This is a genomic window from Salinicoccus sp. CNSTN-B1 (assembly GCF_054792835.1).
Window position 1 is genome coordinate 1,004,686 of sequence record NZ_JBTWMN010000004.1, and the last position, 16,752, is coordinate 1,021,437.

At 38.3% G+C, this 16,752-nt stretch carries 20 protein-coding genes, 2 tRNA genes and 3 pseudogenes; 14 read left to right on the forward strand and 11 right to left on the reverse strand.

Annotation, left to right across the window (positions count from 1 at the left end; all coding sequences use genetic code 11):
* The first annotated feature begins 56 nt into the window (after positions 1–56).
* Complete coding sequence (locus tag ACYF68_RS06000) at positions 57–1,037, forward strand: lipoate--protein ligase (RefSeq protein ID WP_461045755.1); 981 nt, start codon at positions 57–59, stop codon at positions 1,035–1,037.
* Positions 1,038–1,112: 75 nt separating this feature from the next.
* Here ACYF68_RS06000 and ACYF68_RS06005 read toward each other — a convergent pair whose 3' ends face one another.
* Positions 1,113–1,331 carry an IDEAL domain-containing protein gene (locus tag ACYF68_RS06005; RefSeq protein WP_461045758.1) on the reverse strand — a complete coding sequence of 73 codons (219 nt, stop codon included), beginning with the start codon at positions 1,329–1,331 and terminating at the stop codon, positions 1,113–1,115.
* A gap of 203 nt (positions 1,332–1,534) precedes the next feature.
* Here ACYF68_RS06005 and ACYF68_RS06010 point away from each other — a divergent pair, with 203 nt between their 5' ends.
* The 3 genes from ACYF68_RS06010 (at position 1,535) to ACYF68_RS06020 (ending at position 2,381) form a co-directional block, all read left to right on the forward strand.
* Complete coding sequence (locus ACYF68_RS06010; RefSeq protein ID WP_461045760.1) at positions 1,535–2,131, forward strand: competence protein ComK; 597 nt, start codon at positions 1,535–1,537, stop codon at positions 2,129–2,131.
* 85 nt (positions 2,132–2,216) lie between these two features.
* Positions 2,217–2,291 (forward strand) — tRNA-Asn (locus ACYF68_RS06015).
* A gap of 1 nt (position 2,292) precedes the next feature.
* Positions 2,293–2,381: transfer RNA gene (locus ACYF68_RS06020), tRNA-Ser, on the forward strand.
* Positions 2,382–2,452: 71 nt separating this feature from the next.
* Here the strand turns inward: ACYF68_RS06020 and ACYF68_RS06025 are convergent.
* From ACYF68_RS06025 to ACYF68_RS06040, 4 genes are all read right to left on the reverse strand, one after another.
* Positions 2,453–3,094, reverse strand: coding sequence for a site-specific integrase (locus ACYF68_RS06025; RefSeq protein ID WP_461045762.1), 642 nt, complete (start codon positions 3,092–3,094; stop codon positions 2,453–2,455).
* Between the two features lie 225 nt (positions 3,095–3,319).
* The gene (locus tag ACYF68_RS06030; protein WP_461045764.1) at positions 3,320–3,526 is read right to left on the reverse strand and encodes a hypothetical protein; all 207 of its coding nucleotides are present in this window, start codon (positions 3,524–3,526) and stop codon (positions 3,320–3,322) included.
* Between the two features lie 538 nt (positions 3,527–4,064).
* Positions 4,065–5,072 (reverse strand): SAP domain-containing protein, encoded by a 1,008-nt coding sequence (locus ACYF68_RS06035; protein ID WP_461045766.1) that lies wholly within the window; start codon positions 5,070–5,072, stop codon positions 4,065–4,067.
* Positions 5,073–5,188: 116 nt separating this feature from the next.
* The gene (locus tag ACYF68_RS06040) at positions 5,189–5,416 is read right to left on the reverse strand and encodes a helix-turn-helix domain-containing protein (RefSeq protein ID WP_461045767.1); all 228 of its coding nucleotides are present in this window, start codon (positions 5,414–5,416) and stop codon (positions 5,189–5,191) included.
* 160 nt (positions 5,417–5,576) lie between these two features.
* On the opposite strand from ACYF68_RS06040, the gene ACYF68_RS06045 reads away from it, so the two are divergent.
* On the forward strand, positions 5,577–5,798 hold the full coding sequence (locus ACYF68_RS06045) for a helix-turn-helix transcriptional regulator (RefSeq protein ID WP_461045769.1): 222 nt from the start codon (positions 5,577–5,579) through the stop codon (positions 5,796–5,798).
* 160 nt (positions 5,799–5,958) lie between these two features.
* On the opposite strand, the gene ACYF68_RS06050 is transcribed toward ACYF68_RS06045, so the two are convergent.
* Positions 5,959–6,165, reverse strand: coding sequence for a KTSC domain-containing protein (locus tag ACYF68_RS06050; protein WP_461045770.1), 207 nt, complete (start codon positions 6,163–6,165; stop codon positions 5,959–5,961).
* A 69-nt stretch (positions 6,166–6,234) separates the two neighbouring features.
* Entirely contained in the window at positions 6,235–6,465 is a 231-nt protein-coding gene (locus tag ACYF68_RS06055; protein ID WP_461045772.1) for a hypothetical protein, read from the reverse strand.
* 54 nt (positions 6,466–6,519) lie between these two features.
* Between ACYF68_RS06055 and ACYF68_RS06060 the strand changes: the two genes are divergently transcribed.
* The 6 genes from ACYF68_RS06060 to ACYF68_RS06085 all read left to right on the forward strand — a co-directional run bounded on the left by ACYF68_RS06060 (position 6,520) and on the right by ACYF68_RS06085 (position 9,176).
* On the forward strand, positions 6,520–7,296 hold the full coding sequence (locus ACYF68_RS06060; protein WP_461045774.1) for a BRO family protein: 777 nt from the start codon (positions 6,520–6,522) through the stop codon (positions 7,294–7,296).
* A complete protein-coding gene (locus ACYF68_RS06065) occupies positions 7,297–7,443 on the forward strand; it encodes a hypothetical protein (protein WP_461045776.1) in 147 nt (48 codons plus the stop codon).
* Between the two features lie 132 nt (positions 7,444–7,575).
* Positions 7,576–7,857: a hypothetical protein gene (locus ACYF68_RS06070; RefSeq protein WP_461045778.1), complete on the forward strand. Its 282-nt coding sequence runs from the start codon at positions 7,576–7,578 to the stop codon at positions 7,855–7,857.
* Positions 7,858–7,912: 55 nt separating this feature from the next.
* Positions 7,913–8,275 (forward strand): RusA family crossover junction endodeoxyribonuclease, encoded by a 363-nt coding sequence (locus tag ACYF68_RS06075; RefSeq protein ID WP_461047511.1) that lies wholly within the window; start codon positions 7,913–7,915, stop codon positions 8,273–8,275.
* Positions 8,276–8,333: 58 nt separating this feature from the next.
* A complete protein-coding gene (locus ACYF68_RS06080) occupies positions 8,334–8,519 on the forward strand; it encodes a hypothetical protein (protein ID WP_461045780.1) in 186 nt (61 codons plus the stop codon).
* A 399-nt stretch (positions 8,520–8,918) separates the two neighbouring features.
* Entirely contained in the window at positions 8,919–9,176 is a 258-nt protein-coding gene (locus tag ACYF68_RS06085; RefSeq protein WP_461045782.1) for a hypothetical protein, read from the forward strand.
* 204 nt (positions 9,177–9,380) lie between these two features.
* Here ACYF68_RS06085 and ACYF68_RS06090 read toward each other — a convergent pair.
* Both ACYF68_RS06090 and ACYF68_RS06095 read right to left on the reverse strand, forming a co-directional pair.
* Positions 9,381–10,336, reverse strand: a pseudogene (locus ACYF68_RS06090) (IS30 family transposase).
* A gap of 72 nt (positions 10,337–10,408) precedes the next feature.
* Positions 10,409–11,509: pseudogene (locus ACYF68_RS06095) on the reverse strand (IS3 family transposase).
* 315 nt (positions 11,510–11,824) lie between these two features.
* On the opposite strand from ACYF68_RS06095, the gene ACYF68_RS06100 reads away from it, so the two are divergent.
* Complete coding sequence (locus tag ACYF68_RS06100) at positions 11,825–12,763, forward strand: Kiwa anti-phage protein KwaB-like domain-containing protein (RefSeq protein WP_461045784.1); 939 nt, start codon at positions 11,825–11,827, stop codon at positions 12,761–12,763.
* Entirely contained in the window at positions 12,757–13,305 is a 549-nt protein-coding gene (locus tag ACYF68_RS06105) for a hypothetical protein (RefSeq protein WP_461045786.1), read from the forward strand. Before ACYF68_RS06100 ends, ACYF68_RS06105 begins: the two co-directional genes overlap by 7 nt.
* Positions 13,306–13,566: 261 nt before the next feature.
* Here the strand turns inward: ACYF68_RS06105 and ACYF68_RS06110 are convergent.
* Positions 13,567–14,372, reverse strand: a pseudogene (locus ACYF68_RS06110) (IS3 family transposase); the annotation flags it as partial.
* A gap of 334 nt (positions 14,373–14,706) precedes the next feature.
* Between ACYF68_RS06110 and ACYF68_RS06115 the strand changes: the two are divergent.
* Positions 14,707–16,052 (forward strand): IS3 family transposase gene (locus ACYF68_RS06115; protein WP_461045788.1). Its coding sequence is split into 2 segments (ribosomal slippage): positions 14,707–15,160 and positions 15,160–16,052, totalling 1,347 coding nucleotides; the frame shifts between segments, so codons are not numbered across the junction.
* A gap of 146 nt (positions 16,053–16,198) precedes the next feature.
* On the opposite strand, the gene ACYF68_RS06120 is transcribed toward ACYF68_RS06115, so the two are convergent.
* A complete protein-coding gene (locus tag ACYF68_RS06120; RefSeq protein WP_461045790.1) occupies positions 16,199–16,690 on the reverse strand; it encodes a hypothetical protein in 492 nt (163 codons plus the stop codon).
* Positions 16,691–16,752 lie beyond the last annotated feature (62 nt).

Below are 16,752 nucleotides of genomic sequence, written 5' to 3' on the forward strand. Positions count from 1 at the left end.
CCCTGGATGTTATTATAATAATATCAGGGCATTTTTAAAAAGGAGGCACCATTTGAATGAAATTCATTTCGAATAATGACATCAAAGATCCAATGATCAATCTCGCTATGGAAGAATACGTATTGCGTGAAATCCCTACAGATGATTCCTACTTCCTATTCTATGTAAACCAGCCTTCCATCATCATCGGCAAAAACCAGAACACTATCGAGGAGATAAACGAACCCTATATACGTGAAAATGGCATAAAGGTCGTACGGCGTGTTTCAGGTGGGGGAGCCGTCTATCATGATGAGGGCAACTTGAACTTCAGCTTCATAACAGAAGACGATGGTGAGAGTTTCCACAATTTCAGAAAGTTCACCCAGCCGATTGTTGATGTACTGCAGGATATGGGCGTCAATGCAAAGTTGTCTGGACGCAATGACCTTGAAATTGACGGTAAAAAGGTATCCGGAAATGCAATGTTTACGCAAAAAGGCCGGATGTTCTCGCATGGCACACTGATGCTGGATAGTGATATCTCTGAAGTTCAGAATGCACTCAGGGTGAATAAGAAGAAGATTGAATCCAAAGGGGTCAAATCGGTAAGAGGTCGTGTCGGCAACATCAACGATTTTATGGAAGAGCATCTCGATATAGAAACATTTAAACAGAAGATACTGGAATCCATATTCGGTGGCAGCGAAAATATCGAGGAATATGTGCTGACTGAAGAGGATTGGGACAAAATCTATAAATTATCTGAAGAGAAGTATCAGACTTGGGATTGGAATTTTGGTAAAAACCCTAAATATAATTTTGATGTGTCCCATAAGTTCGACGCAGGTTTGTTGGACGTCAGGCTTAATGTCAAAAAGGGCAGGATAACGCAGGCAAAAATATTCGGTGACTTTTTCGGCGTAGGGGAAGTGAGTGTCATTGAAGAGCGACTCGTCGGCACTGAGCATAACCGTCAGGCCATCGACAAAGCGTTGGCCGATGTCGACATTAGTTTTTACCTCGGCAGAATCACCGAGAAGAATTTCTCGATCTGATTGCATAAAAATAAGCTGACTGTTAACCATATGTATAATCCACTGGTTAGCAGTCAGCTCTTTTTATATTGTTTACTATTCAGCAGCATCTTCATTATCCATTTCCTTTAACTTTGATGTGTATGTCATGAACTTCTCTTCGTCCTTTTCTATAAGCGATGCTTCAATCTTTTCAAGGTATAGTTTGCGATTGTAGTCGTCAATCGCTTCTTGGAGAAGAAGTTCGGCAGAAAGGTCGTTTATGGTGTTGATGAAGACTCTCAACTGGTTCGCCGGGTATACTTGCTTATTCATCTCTACATCCCCCTTCATCATTTGGTTGTTACAAATTATATAACACGAAATGCCATAGGTCAAACAACATTTCGAATATTCCGTTAATTTAATGATGTAAAATTACATTAAGAAAACTTTTTTAACATTATGTTATATTGTAGTTAACAAAAATAAACGTATGTGCTATCATCTAATTAACAGAAAGCAAAGGGGAGCATGCGATGAAGAGACTTCATTATCAGATACACGAGGAAACGATGTATATCGTGCCGGTCGACAATGATGGGATGATTGAAAGTCGGATTGGGGAAGCTTACGGAGAAGGGATCGAATGCAGACTCAACCCAAATAAAGTGATAGAGAGGAATTGCCGTAGCCATTCGCAGAACTATCATGCGAGAAAAGATTTGAGCAGGACATTGACCGGCATTTCCAGCAAAGTACCGGTCATCATTGATCTATTCGGATCCTACATATATTTCTGCACCCATTCCGATCGGATCAGTGAAAATAACTTGTTCAATATCAATCATATCCAATCCTATATGAATGATGAGGGCATGACACGGGTACTGTTCTCAAATAATGAAGAGCGGATAATAGACATCTCATATACATCCTTCAACAACCAATACTTGAACGCCTTGAAGCTGCATTATAAGTTCAATCAGCAGAAAGAGAAGTATCAGAAGAAAGAAATGAGTATGCAGTTCCAATATCCTACGATGGGGCGGGGAGAAGCGGCACGAGTAAACGAAACAATCTATCATTCCTATATAAGTTACATAAATGGGTTGGAAGTTAAGCGGGAAGTGTAATAAGAATATAAAACATGTGCTCAAACGGTTGAAATACTGTGTGAAGTTGTTATAATTGTAAATGTTCGATTGAAATTGACAGCATTCCACAGTAGCTCAGTGGTAGAGCTATCGGCTGTTAACCGATCGGTCGTAGGTTCGAATCCTACCTGTGGAGCCATGGAGATGTACTCAAGTGGCTGAAGAGGCGCCCCTGCTAAGGGTGTAGGTCGGTATTCCCGGCGCGAGGGTTCAAATCCCTCCATCTCCGTACCAACCCCGCAACCATAAGGTTGCGGGGTTTTATATTTGTGTGGCCACGGATTGGACACCAGAGTGTATTTATCGGCCGGAGATGCCGTTTTTTTCTGTACTTGGATAAAGATGATCGTACACCTTTTCGGTCGTGACCGACGTATCATGTCCAAATCTTTTGGCCAATGTCTCCCGGTCCATGCCCAACCGATTAATGCAGTCGGACGCATGGGAATGTCTGAATTCATGTATCTTGATTCTCTTAAGATCTGTCTGCTTCACCAGTGCATCGTACTTTTTGCCCACCATTGTTTCTCCTATTGATTGATAGAAGGAACCGAACACAACATAATCCTCTTTATAAGGTTGATTCTCCTGGTACCATGCTTTATCCTCCTGTAGCACCTCAATTACATGTTCAGGAATGTACACTTTCCGTTTGGAAGTCTTGGTTTTCAGCTTGTGCACCTGGCCATTGTAGTTTGTCTTATCTATATTAATGTACCCTTCATGAAAGTTTATATCCCGCCAAGTTAGCGCCCGCTGCTCTCCGTGTCGCATACCACTGAAATACAGCAATCTGAAATACGCTCTATATCGTATGTCTTCTATTACACCATAGAAGCACTCAAACTCCGCTACAGTCCAATAATGCCACGTATAGTCCTCATCGTTCTCGATATTGCCTGCCAACGCAGCGACATTGGATTTTAAGTCATAGAACTTCATCTCATACGACAATATGCTACTGAGCGCAATATGGATATCCTAAACGTGCCCCTTCGATAACTTCTTCCCTCTAAACTCTTTTTCCTACATATTTTTATGAAGGCTCAATATATCTTTTGTATTCATGTTGTATACATCCATACTCCTAAAATACAGATCCAGATGATTATTGATGTAATTCTTCATGGTTTTAATGCTGGGGCTTTCTGCGATTGGCATACCATTCTAGGTAGTCATTGGATAAGTGAGAGAAGGGGAGCGCATCCTTGATTGTTCCTTCATCCAAGTTGATAAAGAAGTTATCTTCATATTTCCGAGCGTCCTTGCGGCATCGGAACCCTCTTTTTTGTGATATCTCCGCTCTCCAAACTTATCTATATAAGACAAACTGACATAGTATGTCTTTCTGCTTTTATTCTTGTATATCGGCATGTTTATTCCTCCTAGTTATAGGTTGCCATCCGCGTCTGTTCAATCAACATTTCAATGCGCTTCAAAGCCAGGTTGAATGGTACGTTAAAGTAGCTTGCCACTCCCTGCGCCGTATATAATTCATGCTTCATGATTAACTTCTCCAGCATCATCAACAATATAGCGAATTTCTCAGCCTCAGTCTCCTACATCTGATTAAACGCGCGTGGCATGTGGCGCTGATCCGTGCAATGGAGAAACATGTGTCCAGCTTCATGGCAGAATGCATGCCACATATCAAACGGGTCTCCGATTTTAATCGCGATGACATCTATGTCTCATTTAGTCATGTAAGCGTAATCAACGTGGTTATAGAGTATGTGCGCAGAAAACATATAGGATAGATGCGGAATGTTCAGATCCAGTTGATCCACGATACATGCATTTACAATTTCATTAACTCTCTCTTCAATTCTCATAAAATCCCTATGTTAAGAACGTACGTTCGATTATAAATTTAAAAAATTACTGACCACTAAAGGCGCCAGTGGTCAGTTGGTTACTTAAATATTTTCTTCATAAATCTCCTGAATCCTGTTTCTACTGAACCTATGGCCACCAATTCATCCGGCGCATTAAAGATGCCACCTTCTTTTTCTATCTCGTTTTTAAGAATGTGGTGCGCTTCCTCATCATCAAATAGATAATGCGCTATAAATTTAGAGGCTAAATTCTTATCGGAGTTACCATATGGCAAGTGTTTTGAATCAGCATACAAATCATCCACCATATTCGATATACTAATTTTTTTAGAGTGGTAAATCGAGTTGTATCTATGATAAGTAGTGTTTTCTATTCTAAACAAGTAACTCAAATCCATTGATTCAAGGAAACTTTTTCTATGGGCGGCTAACATTCCGCGATATCGTTCGATATTTTGAAGAACGGTTAACATGGCGTAATTGTTTAAATAATAATACCCGTTAGTGTAATCTTTTAGTTCGAATAAATAATATTTGCAGATTCGCTCAAGTAATATTTTAGCTTCGTTTTTGTTCGGTTCATTTATTCTCAGTTTATATTTTTCAATCAACGCGCCAATGATTATTTCGTCATCCGTTTTACCGGGAGAGCTGGTATAGAATTTATAAAGCTCATAAATGTCAATGGATTTATCAAAGTCGCCAAATTTTATAAATTTCGTATCTTCGAAGAATTGAGTATAGTTATCAGTTAAACACAGTATTTTCTCTAGGTTATAAATATCTAAATCTATTTCGCTATCAACTATACGTTTGATTAAGACATCTTTGTTACCGCCTAATTTTAAATTAGAATCTTTTAATATATTCTTCAATTCCGGGATAGTTTTCTTTTTTAAGCGTATAGAGTAATCATCACTTTTATATAAAACTCGTTTTTCTAACAAAGCATCTAAGAGTTCGTGGGCAGTCATTAAATATTTATCATGCCAAAAATCATGCTTAACAGCATCTGTAGGCGTTCTACCTACTGCATAATGTAAATATAATACTTCTACAGCATTTAGTCTTTCGATATATCGCACCTACTTCCCCTTGTTCTTCTTATCAATCCAATACTCTAGTTGATCGTTCAGCAACTCCCTTAACTCCTGTTTATCCTCTTCAGAAAGATTATCGAAGCCTTCCTTATCAGAGAACATTAAAGCGTCGACATCGTCGAGGGATCTTTGTTGTGCTTCCTGCCATTCAATTCATCTAAGGTGATGTCAAAGTAATCGGCGATTTTTATCTGCATCTCACTATCTGGAGTGCGCCTGTTCTGCTCATAAGAAGAGTATGTACCCTTAACAATGCCCAATATGTTCGCCATCTCTTGTTGCGTTTTCCTCTTGGATTTTCTGAGTTCAACCAACTTATCTCCAATCATAGAATCGCACCCTTTCATAAAAAAAGTATAACAAATTGTAATACCTGTTTTATAGTAAATTAAAAAATATAACAAACTGTTGTACTTTTCCATTTAAAACTATAACGTTATGTAGTGGATTATAAATACAACAAATCGTTGTATTTAGGAAGTATTGAAAATGAATAAACTTAAAAAGTTTCGAACAAAACACGGTTATACTCAAGAGCAGCTAGCAAGAAGAATGGGCGTGTCTACTGGTACAATATCAATCTACGAGCAAGGGAACCGCAACATAACAGTTCCTATGGCTATGAAGATGTCAACAGTCTTCAATGTTGAATGGAGTATTTTTTTTGAAGGTAAGGTAAGCGAAACGTACGACAAAGAGAGAGTTATTTAAGGAGGCATAACACGAAGGAAGAAATCAGAGAGGCAGCTTTACAAATTTCTAAGTACTTAGCTGAAGAGAAAAACCCATATACCCGAATGGAAATCGATTCTGACGGAGTAAAACTTATCGTCGTGGATGAATTCACTCCGTCAGAACCAACTAACAATTCTTAACCACTAACGCGGGTGTAAGAATAAGCCTTATCTAGTCTAGATAACTCTGAACCAAGAGAAGGAGAATTCATGAAGTTCGTATAAGCGTCATAAGAAACTCCATGATACTGGTACACTGCTCCATCAGGAAAGCCTATCTCAAGTGTATTGTTTTCCCAACCGACACTTGAAATTCTAGAAGAATTAACTGGCTTTCTAATCATTGATCCACCTCCTTTAAGCATCAACTAATTTCAAAGAATCATGTTACTGAAAATCGAGAAGTGTATTTCTCAATCAGCTTTTAGATAGCCTTTGTCTTGAAGACGTTCCAATGTTTCCGTGAGAACTGTGTTGGAGTAGCCAGTTGAAAATTCAACTAAAAACTCGAGCAACCCATTGATGTCGACATCTCCTTGAGCGTCAGTTAAATCATTCATCTTTTCGTTAACCAGCTCTTGCGAATAGTGCTTACTTGAGACTTCGTCAACGGCTTCTCGAACAACTTTTTCAATATCACTCATTCAGTATCACCTCCCTTCCTTAAGGAAGATTATACCAAAGAAAGAAGGAATAACATGGAAGAATTACAAATATTTAGTTTTGAAGAAAATGATGTAAGAACGATTATTATTAACAATCAACCTTACTTTGTAGCAGCTGATGTATGCACAGTATTGGAAATTAAAAATTCTAGAGATGCAGTGAATAGGCTAGAGGACGATGAAAAAGCTACGTCGGTAGTACCGACACACTACGGAGATAAGTTAATGCATGTAATTAACAAGAGTGGTTTATACGCTTTAATATTTTCAAGTCGTAAAGATGAAGCGAAGCGATTTAGAAAATGGGTCACATCAGAAGTCCTTCCCGCCATTCGGAAAACAGGCAACTACGAGACTCCCAAAGATTCAATGGAAATCATGAGGCTTCAATTCGAAGCACTGGATCAGACCAACAAGAAGGTGGACACGATAGAGAAGGATGTCACCTATTTGAAAGATGAAGTGAAGTTGGATGCTGGCGAGTATAACTTCATCGCCAAACATGTCAGAAGAAATGTAATGGAGATTATACAACGATTTGACTTTGCAAATACGCAAGAAGTAAAACAAGCACTGTTCAAGGATATTAATAGTGGTCTGAATGAAAATGACTTCTTGGAATACAGGGGAACATTTGCCGCAGAAGGGAGCACACTTGCTGTATTTGCAGTCAATGTCTCAGCACCAAAAGGGTTGTATGAATCATTCTTTTACCTAAATCATAAGCAACTATGCATCATGATAAATTACGGGCAGTCTGTAACTGATATTCAAGTGAACGAAATACATGTATTGAAGGAGACTAAATAGATGACATTAACACTAAGTAGACCGGCCGTGAATTGGTTGTTGAAAATGCAGAAGAAACTGGACATGGAAATCAAAAAGAAGAAGGACATCACTAATAAAGAATGGGAAGAAGAATTTACTTCGAAACATTCTCTGCAATCAATATAGAGGTGTAGGAGTTCATCAATGAATGTCATGATCTCTGAAAGTATTGGAAAAGCAAGCCAGTGAATAAGGAGCGCATTCTTGACGAAGCCATTGAGGTACTTCACTTCATCATGCTCCACTGGAACAAACTGAATGGTAAAGGTGATGCGCTTCTGGAATACACACAGAGTATATGCCAAGGGCTTTGCTGATTTTCCTGTCGATGATGTTGCACTGGAACAACTACAGAAGCACGATGACCTTAACATGAAGTTGATGATTCTACTGAAAGTCTTCGATTATTACGGCTTCACCGAACAAAACTTCATCGAACAATACAAACGAAAGAACCTATTAACTTTGAGCAACTCGAAGAAGGAGACTAAAGACATACTGCAGCAAGTGAAAGAGATATTGGAGCGTGATAATGATTGATTGAATTCAAAGTAGAAGGCAAAGCAGTGCCGCAACCTAGACCACGTGTATACAGATTGCTACAAGTAAATCAAAAGCGGTTAATTTCAGACAAAGCAAGACATATAAACGGTTGGTGAAGCTGATAGCGAAAAGTTACATGAACAAGCAGCGACTGAACATTGCTGAGTGTCCCATATCCATTCACCTGACATTCGTTTTTACGTCACCTAATTCTTACACCAAGAAAAAGTTAAAGCCCATAGAAGACGGCTCTCTAGTGTATCAGAAGAAGCCCGATCTGGATAACTTGGCTAAGAGTATCCTAAATGCACTGAATGAAACAATATATAAGGATGACTCACAGATTGTAGAGCTTAACGTGAAGAAACGATATGGGGACACTGACCATGTGCTCATAGCGATAGACAAACTATAAAACAGGGTGTGGCTGAATTATGAATTATGCGACTAAGACTTATAAAACAGAAAAAATTATGAATCTGATTAATAACTATTCATATTATATATCCAGATTGAAAGAATTGGATGCACAGTATAAAAGTGAAGTTGGTGGTGGCTCTACATCACAATATGGCATAGACGCTGCCATGCCAAAAGCGCAAGGTGGTAACAGCGATCTCGTACACAATGAACACCATCAGGCGTCTGAAGATGAATAAAGAGCTCAATCGATTACAAGCCAAAGTTCGTTACATTCAGAACCGCTGGGTCATATCACAGATGAATGGACAGCACTGGTATTCAATCTTCGGTTGAATGGGATGACTTATCAGAGCATTGCCAAAGAAGTTGGAATATCTCCTCAGCGTGCTCACTCAATTATGAATGAAGTATGTGAAGCATTGCGGGATTAATGGGAAATGTGAGAAATTAAAGAAAAAAATCGACAAGTAAAGTCAAACAACTATACACTGGAAGGGAGACAGGCGATGCAAAAATATTCGTCGGCCACAACGTCCCTAATGATTTGGTTTCCGTGATAGATCTCCTAAGTTAAAAGCTGCCAATTGTGGCGGCTTTTTGGTATGATTTAGGTACTAACCAAAGGAGTGGATACCATGTATGTAGTGCTCAAACAGGAAGTTGAAATGGCGAACGATAGAGAAGATTTAGCTTTTTATTTCCAAACGTTGGACGGGCGTTATCTAAGGCCTGTTGGTGATGAAGTTGAGATGAAAGTGGAATTTTTGCCGAGAGCTAACGATTTTATTACCTACAACGATCGCTTTTATAGGGTAGAAGCTGTTATGCACTGGGCAGAGCCTATTGATGTGGAAGAGGAAGAGCACACTATAATTTATATGAGTAAAGCGTAAAACATAAGTGTTATTGAGGCATCTCTGTTATGGGCTGAACCCAGTCAAGTAGATAGTGAAAAAAGAATTGGTTTGGACTTGTCAAGAAAAACTAGACACAAGGTTAAGCGGATTTTGTAAGTCAATCCTGACTATTTAGAGTTTCAAATTCTTTGGGTGATAGAAATCCAAGAGAAGAGTATAATCTTTTAGTGTTTTCATTTGTCAAAATAAGCTAGACAGTTCCTTATCACCCATGTAACTCAAAAAGACTTCCAATGGTGCTCGATAGTTTAATGACTTTCTCGGGATATGGTTTCTTCTGGCAGCGACCGACGAGACAAAGGTCTGATCCACTGTGTTGAAATCCATGTGCTTAGGTAGCCCATCCTTTCTGAGCAGACCATTGGAATGTTCATTCAGCCCTCCGCTGTGACGGTGTGCCCGGATCGGCAAAGTAGATGGATAGATCATTTCGGTTGCTTATTGACTGCCGGTTGGAGAATCCTTTGCCGCAGTCAAAAGTGATGGACTTGAACAAGTTTCTCGGCATCTTTTGACACCATGTATTAATGGCAGTCTCGATATCCTGCGCTGTCCGTCCTTCAGGCTTCAAGGTGACAATGGCTTTTGACAGGCGCTCGACCAGCGTGATAACGGCGCTCTTATGACGGACACCGACGATGGTGTCCCCCTCCAGATGACCAAATTCATCACTGAACGTCGGGTACTCATTATTTGTCCGTTCGGAAATATTGCGCTTGAACACCTGACGGCCCCGGCGTTCCTGGTGGCCATTTGATTTTCGCTTGCCCTGCATTGGCAGCTTGGCAACATCAAAGGTAGCGCGCTTGAACATCCGATACAGCGTGCGACCCGAGCAGTCAATTGGCGTCTCCTGCCGGCCGACAATAACATCCGGTGTCCAGCCTTGAGCGACCTTCTCTTCGATGTACTTCTGTTGACTGGTCGGCAAGACACTCTGTTTTCTACCACATCGCTTCTTATTTTCTTTATAGCGCTGATAGTAGTCGATGGCAGTGTGTCCGGCTTTGAAATGCGTGACGACATTGTGGATAGTCACGCCCGAGCCGTTTCGCAATCTGAGCCACGGCAGTTCCGTGGTGGAAATAGGCTTCTATGAATACTAATTCATCCGTGGTAATATGGGTATAGGTCATGCATGATCACTCCGATGATTTCTTTTGTCGGAAAACCATTTTGAGTGTATCATGTGTGACCGTTTTATGTGTCTAGCTTAATTTTACAATCGGCGTGTTATAATATGTTTCGATATATTTAAATATTTCTAACTGAGCTTGTTCAATCGATGTGAAATCAGCATCATGGATAAGCGCTCTTTTTATCGTTTTATAAAAGGATTCCATCAATGCATTATCATAAGGATTCCCTTTTTCGACTGATACTTCCTTTAAAGTTATGTTGCCGAAGTAAATATTGAAATCGACTGCCTGTATATTGTGATCCTTGGTCTGTGTGGATGACCGAACCTGGTTGTGGATGTTCCTTCCTGACAGCTTGATTTAAAGCATCAATGACTAACTGATCATTCATGCGTGTATCCATGGACCAACCCACAATTTTACGCATAAATACATCTATATAAACAGCTAAGAATAGAAATCTTTCTGAGACCCTAATATACGTGATATCGCCTAACCATATGACGTTCTTTCGTGTCGCTAAAAATGTTTGGTTGACTAGATTAGGATGCGTCAGGGAGGGTCTTTTATGATTCCTGTATTTGTACCTGCTTCTCTTAGCATACAAGCCCATTTCATGTAGCAGGCGACCGACGCGTTTTCGCTTCATGTATATGTCTTCTTTATTTAAAACTTTTGTGATTCTAATCGTGCCGTAGCGTCCATGATGTTTATGAAATATTTTACTGATTTTTTCTTTTAAAACTTCATTTTCAATTTGCCTTTTGGATTTTTGTCTATGAAGATACTCATAGAACCCCGAGCGAGATACGTTCAGTATCTTGCAGGCCCGTTGAATATTTAGTTCAGCTCGATGCGTTTTAAGGTACTTAAATCTTATTTCTTGTTTCGCCTCAAGAAGACCTGGAACTTTTTTAAAAGTTCTACTTCTCCTCTTAACTGTTCATTTTCTTTCGCTAACTTCTTATTTTCATACTGTAAATCAAAAAGTGCGCTCCCTTTGCCAGGAAACGCACTATCTCCATACTTTTCGTACTCGCTGACCCATCTATATAAACTGTTATGATGAACCTCCAATTATTCTGATGCTTCTTTTACTGAAAATGCATCTTCCGTAACTAACTTAACGGCTTGAATTTTAAATTGCTTATCATAGGATCTTCTCAGCATAATAAATTCCCATTTTCTCTTAACTTAGTGTCTACTTTATTATACCAAGTCCAAGATATTACTTGATCAAAAAGTTCAAATTTATGGGTTCACTACATACTGGAATGGTGTGTCTGAGGGGTGTTTACATATAAAAATTCACCCTATAAAATGGGAACGTAAGTTCGCTTTTTCTATCTTTTCATGATATAATGTACTTGTGTAGTTAAGCTGTTGGCCTCCCCGCTAACAGCTATTTTTTATTTACATATTGAAGTAACCAGTAAATATCTGTAAGATTTGGTTAACTACTCACATGAAAGAGGTAATGGGGATATGTACAGTGAAATTGAAGAAGTAATTGAAAACGGAGATTTGAAAATATATTTCCTTAAGAAAAGAACTATTCAAGATTATAAACTATATGAACCAACCATGCATGATAAGATATTAGATTGGTGTAAAGAAGAGCATTTAAAGTTTTTAAATAACAATGAATTAGAAGAAGCGGAATATAATCCTATAGCTAAATTAGATGGTGTTGTAGAGATTGAAAAAACGAGTGAATTAAATGGACTTGATAAGATAATTGAAAAGTTCACAAAACCAGATGTAACTCATAACTTAGATGTATCATCGATTAAATTTTTAGTATTTAGATACATGAATGGTGAGGATGAAGTAATTATATTTCGGAGACATCCTTCAGCCAACCGTATATTAAATGGTTTATTTACACTTCCTGAACAAGGAGTATATAAAAAAGTAGATTCGAAAAACTATATTGCGTTCGATGAAATAATAGATTTAATGATACATGATAATAAATCTTATATTTTTAGTCATTCAATTGTTGAATCTATTTTCTTCACAAAAGAAGAATTCCGGAAAAGAACAGAGTCAGTATTAGATGAATTAAATAGCGCAAATAAAATAGAAAATTTCGAACAATTAAAGCAAGATATTTTAAGCGATGCAGGTTTATATAAAAGGATTGCTAAATTACACGATAACTCAAGTAGAGCAAAGTTATTTTTATCCGAACAAAAAAATACACTTAAAACCATTGAGGAATTTGAATTAAACATAGAAATCAAAAAAGTGACGACGGAAGATTCTAATGAAAACTTAATTTTTGTTTATGATTCTTCTAGTAAGGAAAATAGAAGGATCTTTACAAATTTAATATTAGATGCTTATTTCAGAACTGTAATAGGTAACCGTAAGGGGAAAACGATTGGATTTAATACTGAAAGAGGGTGTTTAAATTGTTAAAAAGCATTATATTTAAATGGAGCATGTATATATCCTCTTATGTACCTCTCTTTATTTTGATTTATTTAAAACAAGCAGAATTACATGATATCTCGTTATTGTCTGTCTGGAGTTTAAATATATGCTTTTGGACAATTTGTATTACCTTGTCAGTATTAGGGCTAATTATTTTCTTTAATTGGCTATGGGGGAAACCCAATACTACTAGAGAATACAGTAATATTAAGCCAATCAATACAGAAGTACTTAACTACTTCATAACTTATTTAATACCTTTACTTTCATTAGATGTTACAAATATATATAGTATAATTTTAAATGCTATTCTATTTTTTATAATAGGACTTATTCATGTACGTTCTAATTTATATCATTTAAATACATTATTAATAATTTTAGGTTATTCAATATATCAGAGTGATGATGATTATATATTAATATCAAAAGTGCCACTAACTGAAGATTATATACATTTGAATATAAAGTCTAATGGAGTATCACCTTTTAATATTGTTCATGGAAATTATGATGAGAATAAATAAATCCAAACCACCTACTGTGAGGTGGTTTTTTATTTGCGTTAGATTTACAAACAACTTCCCATATATGAGAATTCACTCATAAACTTATTCTTTTACTTGAATAACGCGTTATATTAATGGCGCGGTACGCGATGTAAACGACAGTTATAGAATGTAGGAAAGGGGGTATGGATATTTTCTTGGACCATGTATTTCATATAACAGGGTAAATCTAACTGTTACTCCTGTCGCTTCAATGTTTGAATTGTATTATTTTGACACCTATGCCACACCACCTAATATTTTACGTTGTTTTATAATACACATTCCACCTAATGATAGTTTAATTCTTTCATGGTTATACCACACAAGATAGTCATCTAATTGTTCAATAAAGTGTTCAAGAGAGACACCCGCCCAGGATTCGCCATAAAAGAACTCGTTCTTTAACCGCCCAAAGAAGCCCTCACAGGCAGCGTTGTCGGGGAATGCCCTTTTTTGGACATTGATCGTATCAAGTGATGACTGTCCATTCGCTCAATCCATCCATACCAACGATAATGCGCCCCCGATCCGTATGAACAACTGGTCTCTGGTCCTCCTGTAACGTTTGCATCGCCTGATTCAGCATGGTATTCATTAACTCTGCATTCGGGGTGGTACTCATTGTCCAACTCACGATAGCACCGTCAAAACAGTCAATCATTGGAGATAGATATACTTTACCACTGAATATACGAAAGTCCGTAATATCCGTAACCCATTTATCACTTACTTTATCTGCTTTAAAATCCCGTTTTAAAACACTAGGGACGGCAAGTGATATCTCTCCATCATATGAACTATATTTTCTCATTTTAATGGACTTCGCAACGAGATTTTCTTCCCGCATGATACGTCGCACTATTTTTTTCCGGCAGGATAACCCCTATATTTTTTAATGCCGTATGTATCCGTCGATAGCCGTAACGCCGCTTTTCTGCGTTGAAAATATCGATGATTTGCCTCCGGACATGGCTGTATTTATTCGGTGAAGTAGCTTGTTTCTTATGGTAACAATAACTACTTTTAGGAATGTCAACGACAATCGCTGTCTCCCGGTAGGACAGTTGATGTTTCAACCGGTGCTGTAACACTGTTAATTTGAACGCTTGAGTATACTTTGATTTCCTCCTCCCCGCTGTGAGCCCCTGCACCCCATTTTGATTAAACTGCGTCACCTATGTTCACAATAGTTTCGAATCTATTTTATACTTTACAGATAATGGCCGGTAACCTGAAGCGCCATTCAAATATTTCTGTACCACTTTAATCTTGAAAATCTATCGAATGTTTTCTATGCATACAAAAGCACCCCTAAAGTTGAATTGAAGTGCACCCCAATTGTTAGACACATTCTAACAATTGGAGGTGCACTCTTTTATGACTAAGTTTAACGCCGAGGATAAACTAAACGCAGTCGAACAATATTTATATGGAAGAAAGAACTCTTACCAAATCGCTAGCGCTCTGGGTACAGATCATAAACTGGTTCTGACATGGGTGAAACAATATGAATACAATGGAGCTGAAGCATTTATAAAACGATATACAACTTACACACTAAAGTTTAAACTGGACGTACTCAACTATATGGCTGAACACGATACCTCCTTGAATGAGACTGCAGCGATTTTCAACATCAGTTCTCTTTCCTTGATTCGTAATTGGAAGCGACGGTTTGAAATGCAAGGCATCGATGCTTTACAGCCAAAACAAAAGGGGCGGCCGTCCATGAAAAAAGAATCACAGCGACCACCAAAACAATCAACGACCGAGAAATCATTGGCATCACTTGAAGCGCGGATTAAGCACCTTGAAATGGAAAATGAATATTTAAAAAAGTTGAATGCCTTAGTTCAGAAAAAGGAAAAATCACGCAACAGGACAAAGCGCAAGTAGTGTATGAATTAAGGCATAAATATCCGGTGACAACACTCGTGAGATTCGCTGACATTCCACGCAGCACGTACTACGATAGAGTCAGACGCATGAACCAGCCCGATCCAGATAGTGACTTAAAAGTGGAAATCAAAGCGATCTATGACACCCACGAGGGGCGTTATGGTTACCGTCGCATTCATAATGAGCTGATGAATCATGGTGTGAAAGTGAATCATAAGAAGGTGCAACGCATCATGAAAACATTGGGGTTAAAATGTCTGGTGCGCATCAAAAAATATCGGTCATATAAAGGGAGCGTGGGTAGAATCGCCCCCAATATTTTAAATCGTAATTTCACCGCAGATGCCCCGAACAAGAAATGGGTCACCGACATGACCGAATTTAAACTGTTTGGTAAGAAACTCTATCTCTCATCTGTCCTGGATCTATTTAATGGAGAGATTATTACGTACACAATAAGCAATCGTCCCACATATTCTCTTGTTGCAGAGATGTTGGAAAACGCCCTAAAATATTTACCAGAGAAACACGGACTACTGATGCATTCGGATCAAGGGTGGCATTATCAAATGAAACAGTATCGCCAAACTCTGGAAGCAAGAGGCATCACGCAAAGTATGTCCCGTAAGGGAAACTGTTATGACAATGCGGTAGTCGAGAATTTTTTTGGGATTATGAAGTCTGAATTTCTTTACATGAAGACATTTGATAGTATCGCACATTTTAAACTGGAACTTGAAAATTATATAGCGTACTACAATACACATCGTATAAAGACAAAATTAAAAACGAGTCCGGTACAATACCGAACTCATTTTATCTAAACCGCTTAAACAAAGAAAACATGTCTAACTTTTGGGGGTCACTTCAAATTTGGGAGTTCAACTTTAGGGGTGCACCTCACCATAAGGTTGCGGGGTTTTATATTGTCTCAAATAATTAGGTTAGTCTACCGCGGTCATGTGTTTTTTTATTTATCCTTTAGAAACTCTTCTTCTTCTTGATCACTTTTTCTGAAGTAGGCAGCTTCGCCATCGCGTCTATCTGTGTTTGATGGGTCGTTATTCTTCACTTCCATCATGGAACGTGATCCTGTGTTTGTATCTACAATTTCAGTATCGTACTCATCACGCGGTTTGACGTTGGTCTGCTTCTCACTGGATTCGTCCTGCTCGGTCTTCAGTGGATCTGTGTCCTCGAGTCGTTCAAAAATGATGACTTCACCAGCATCATAGTGTTCCATGAAATCTTCTTTGTTTCCTTCATTGAAATCCAGTTGTGAGACCCTGTCTTCAAGATCATGTGATTCGTTATCGACGATATCCAATTCAGGGAATTGTTCTCTTAGTTTAGATAGATTCTGGTTTGAAAAGACTGCATACTGTTTCAGTTCGATGTAATTATCAAGGTAAAGTGCTGCATCTTCCTCAGTTTCAAAAGGTTTATATTGGTTCTTATACATATACAATGCCTCCTAAGTTTTATATAGTTATTCCCTTTGGAACAGCATTCAAACTAAAATAG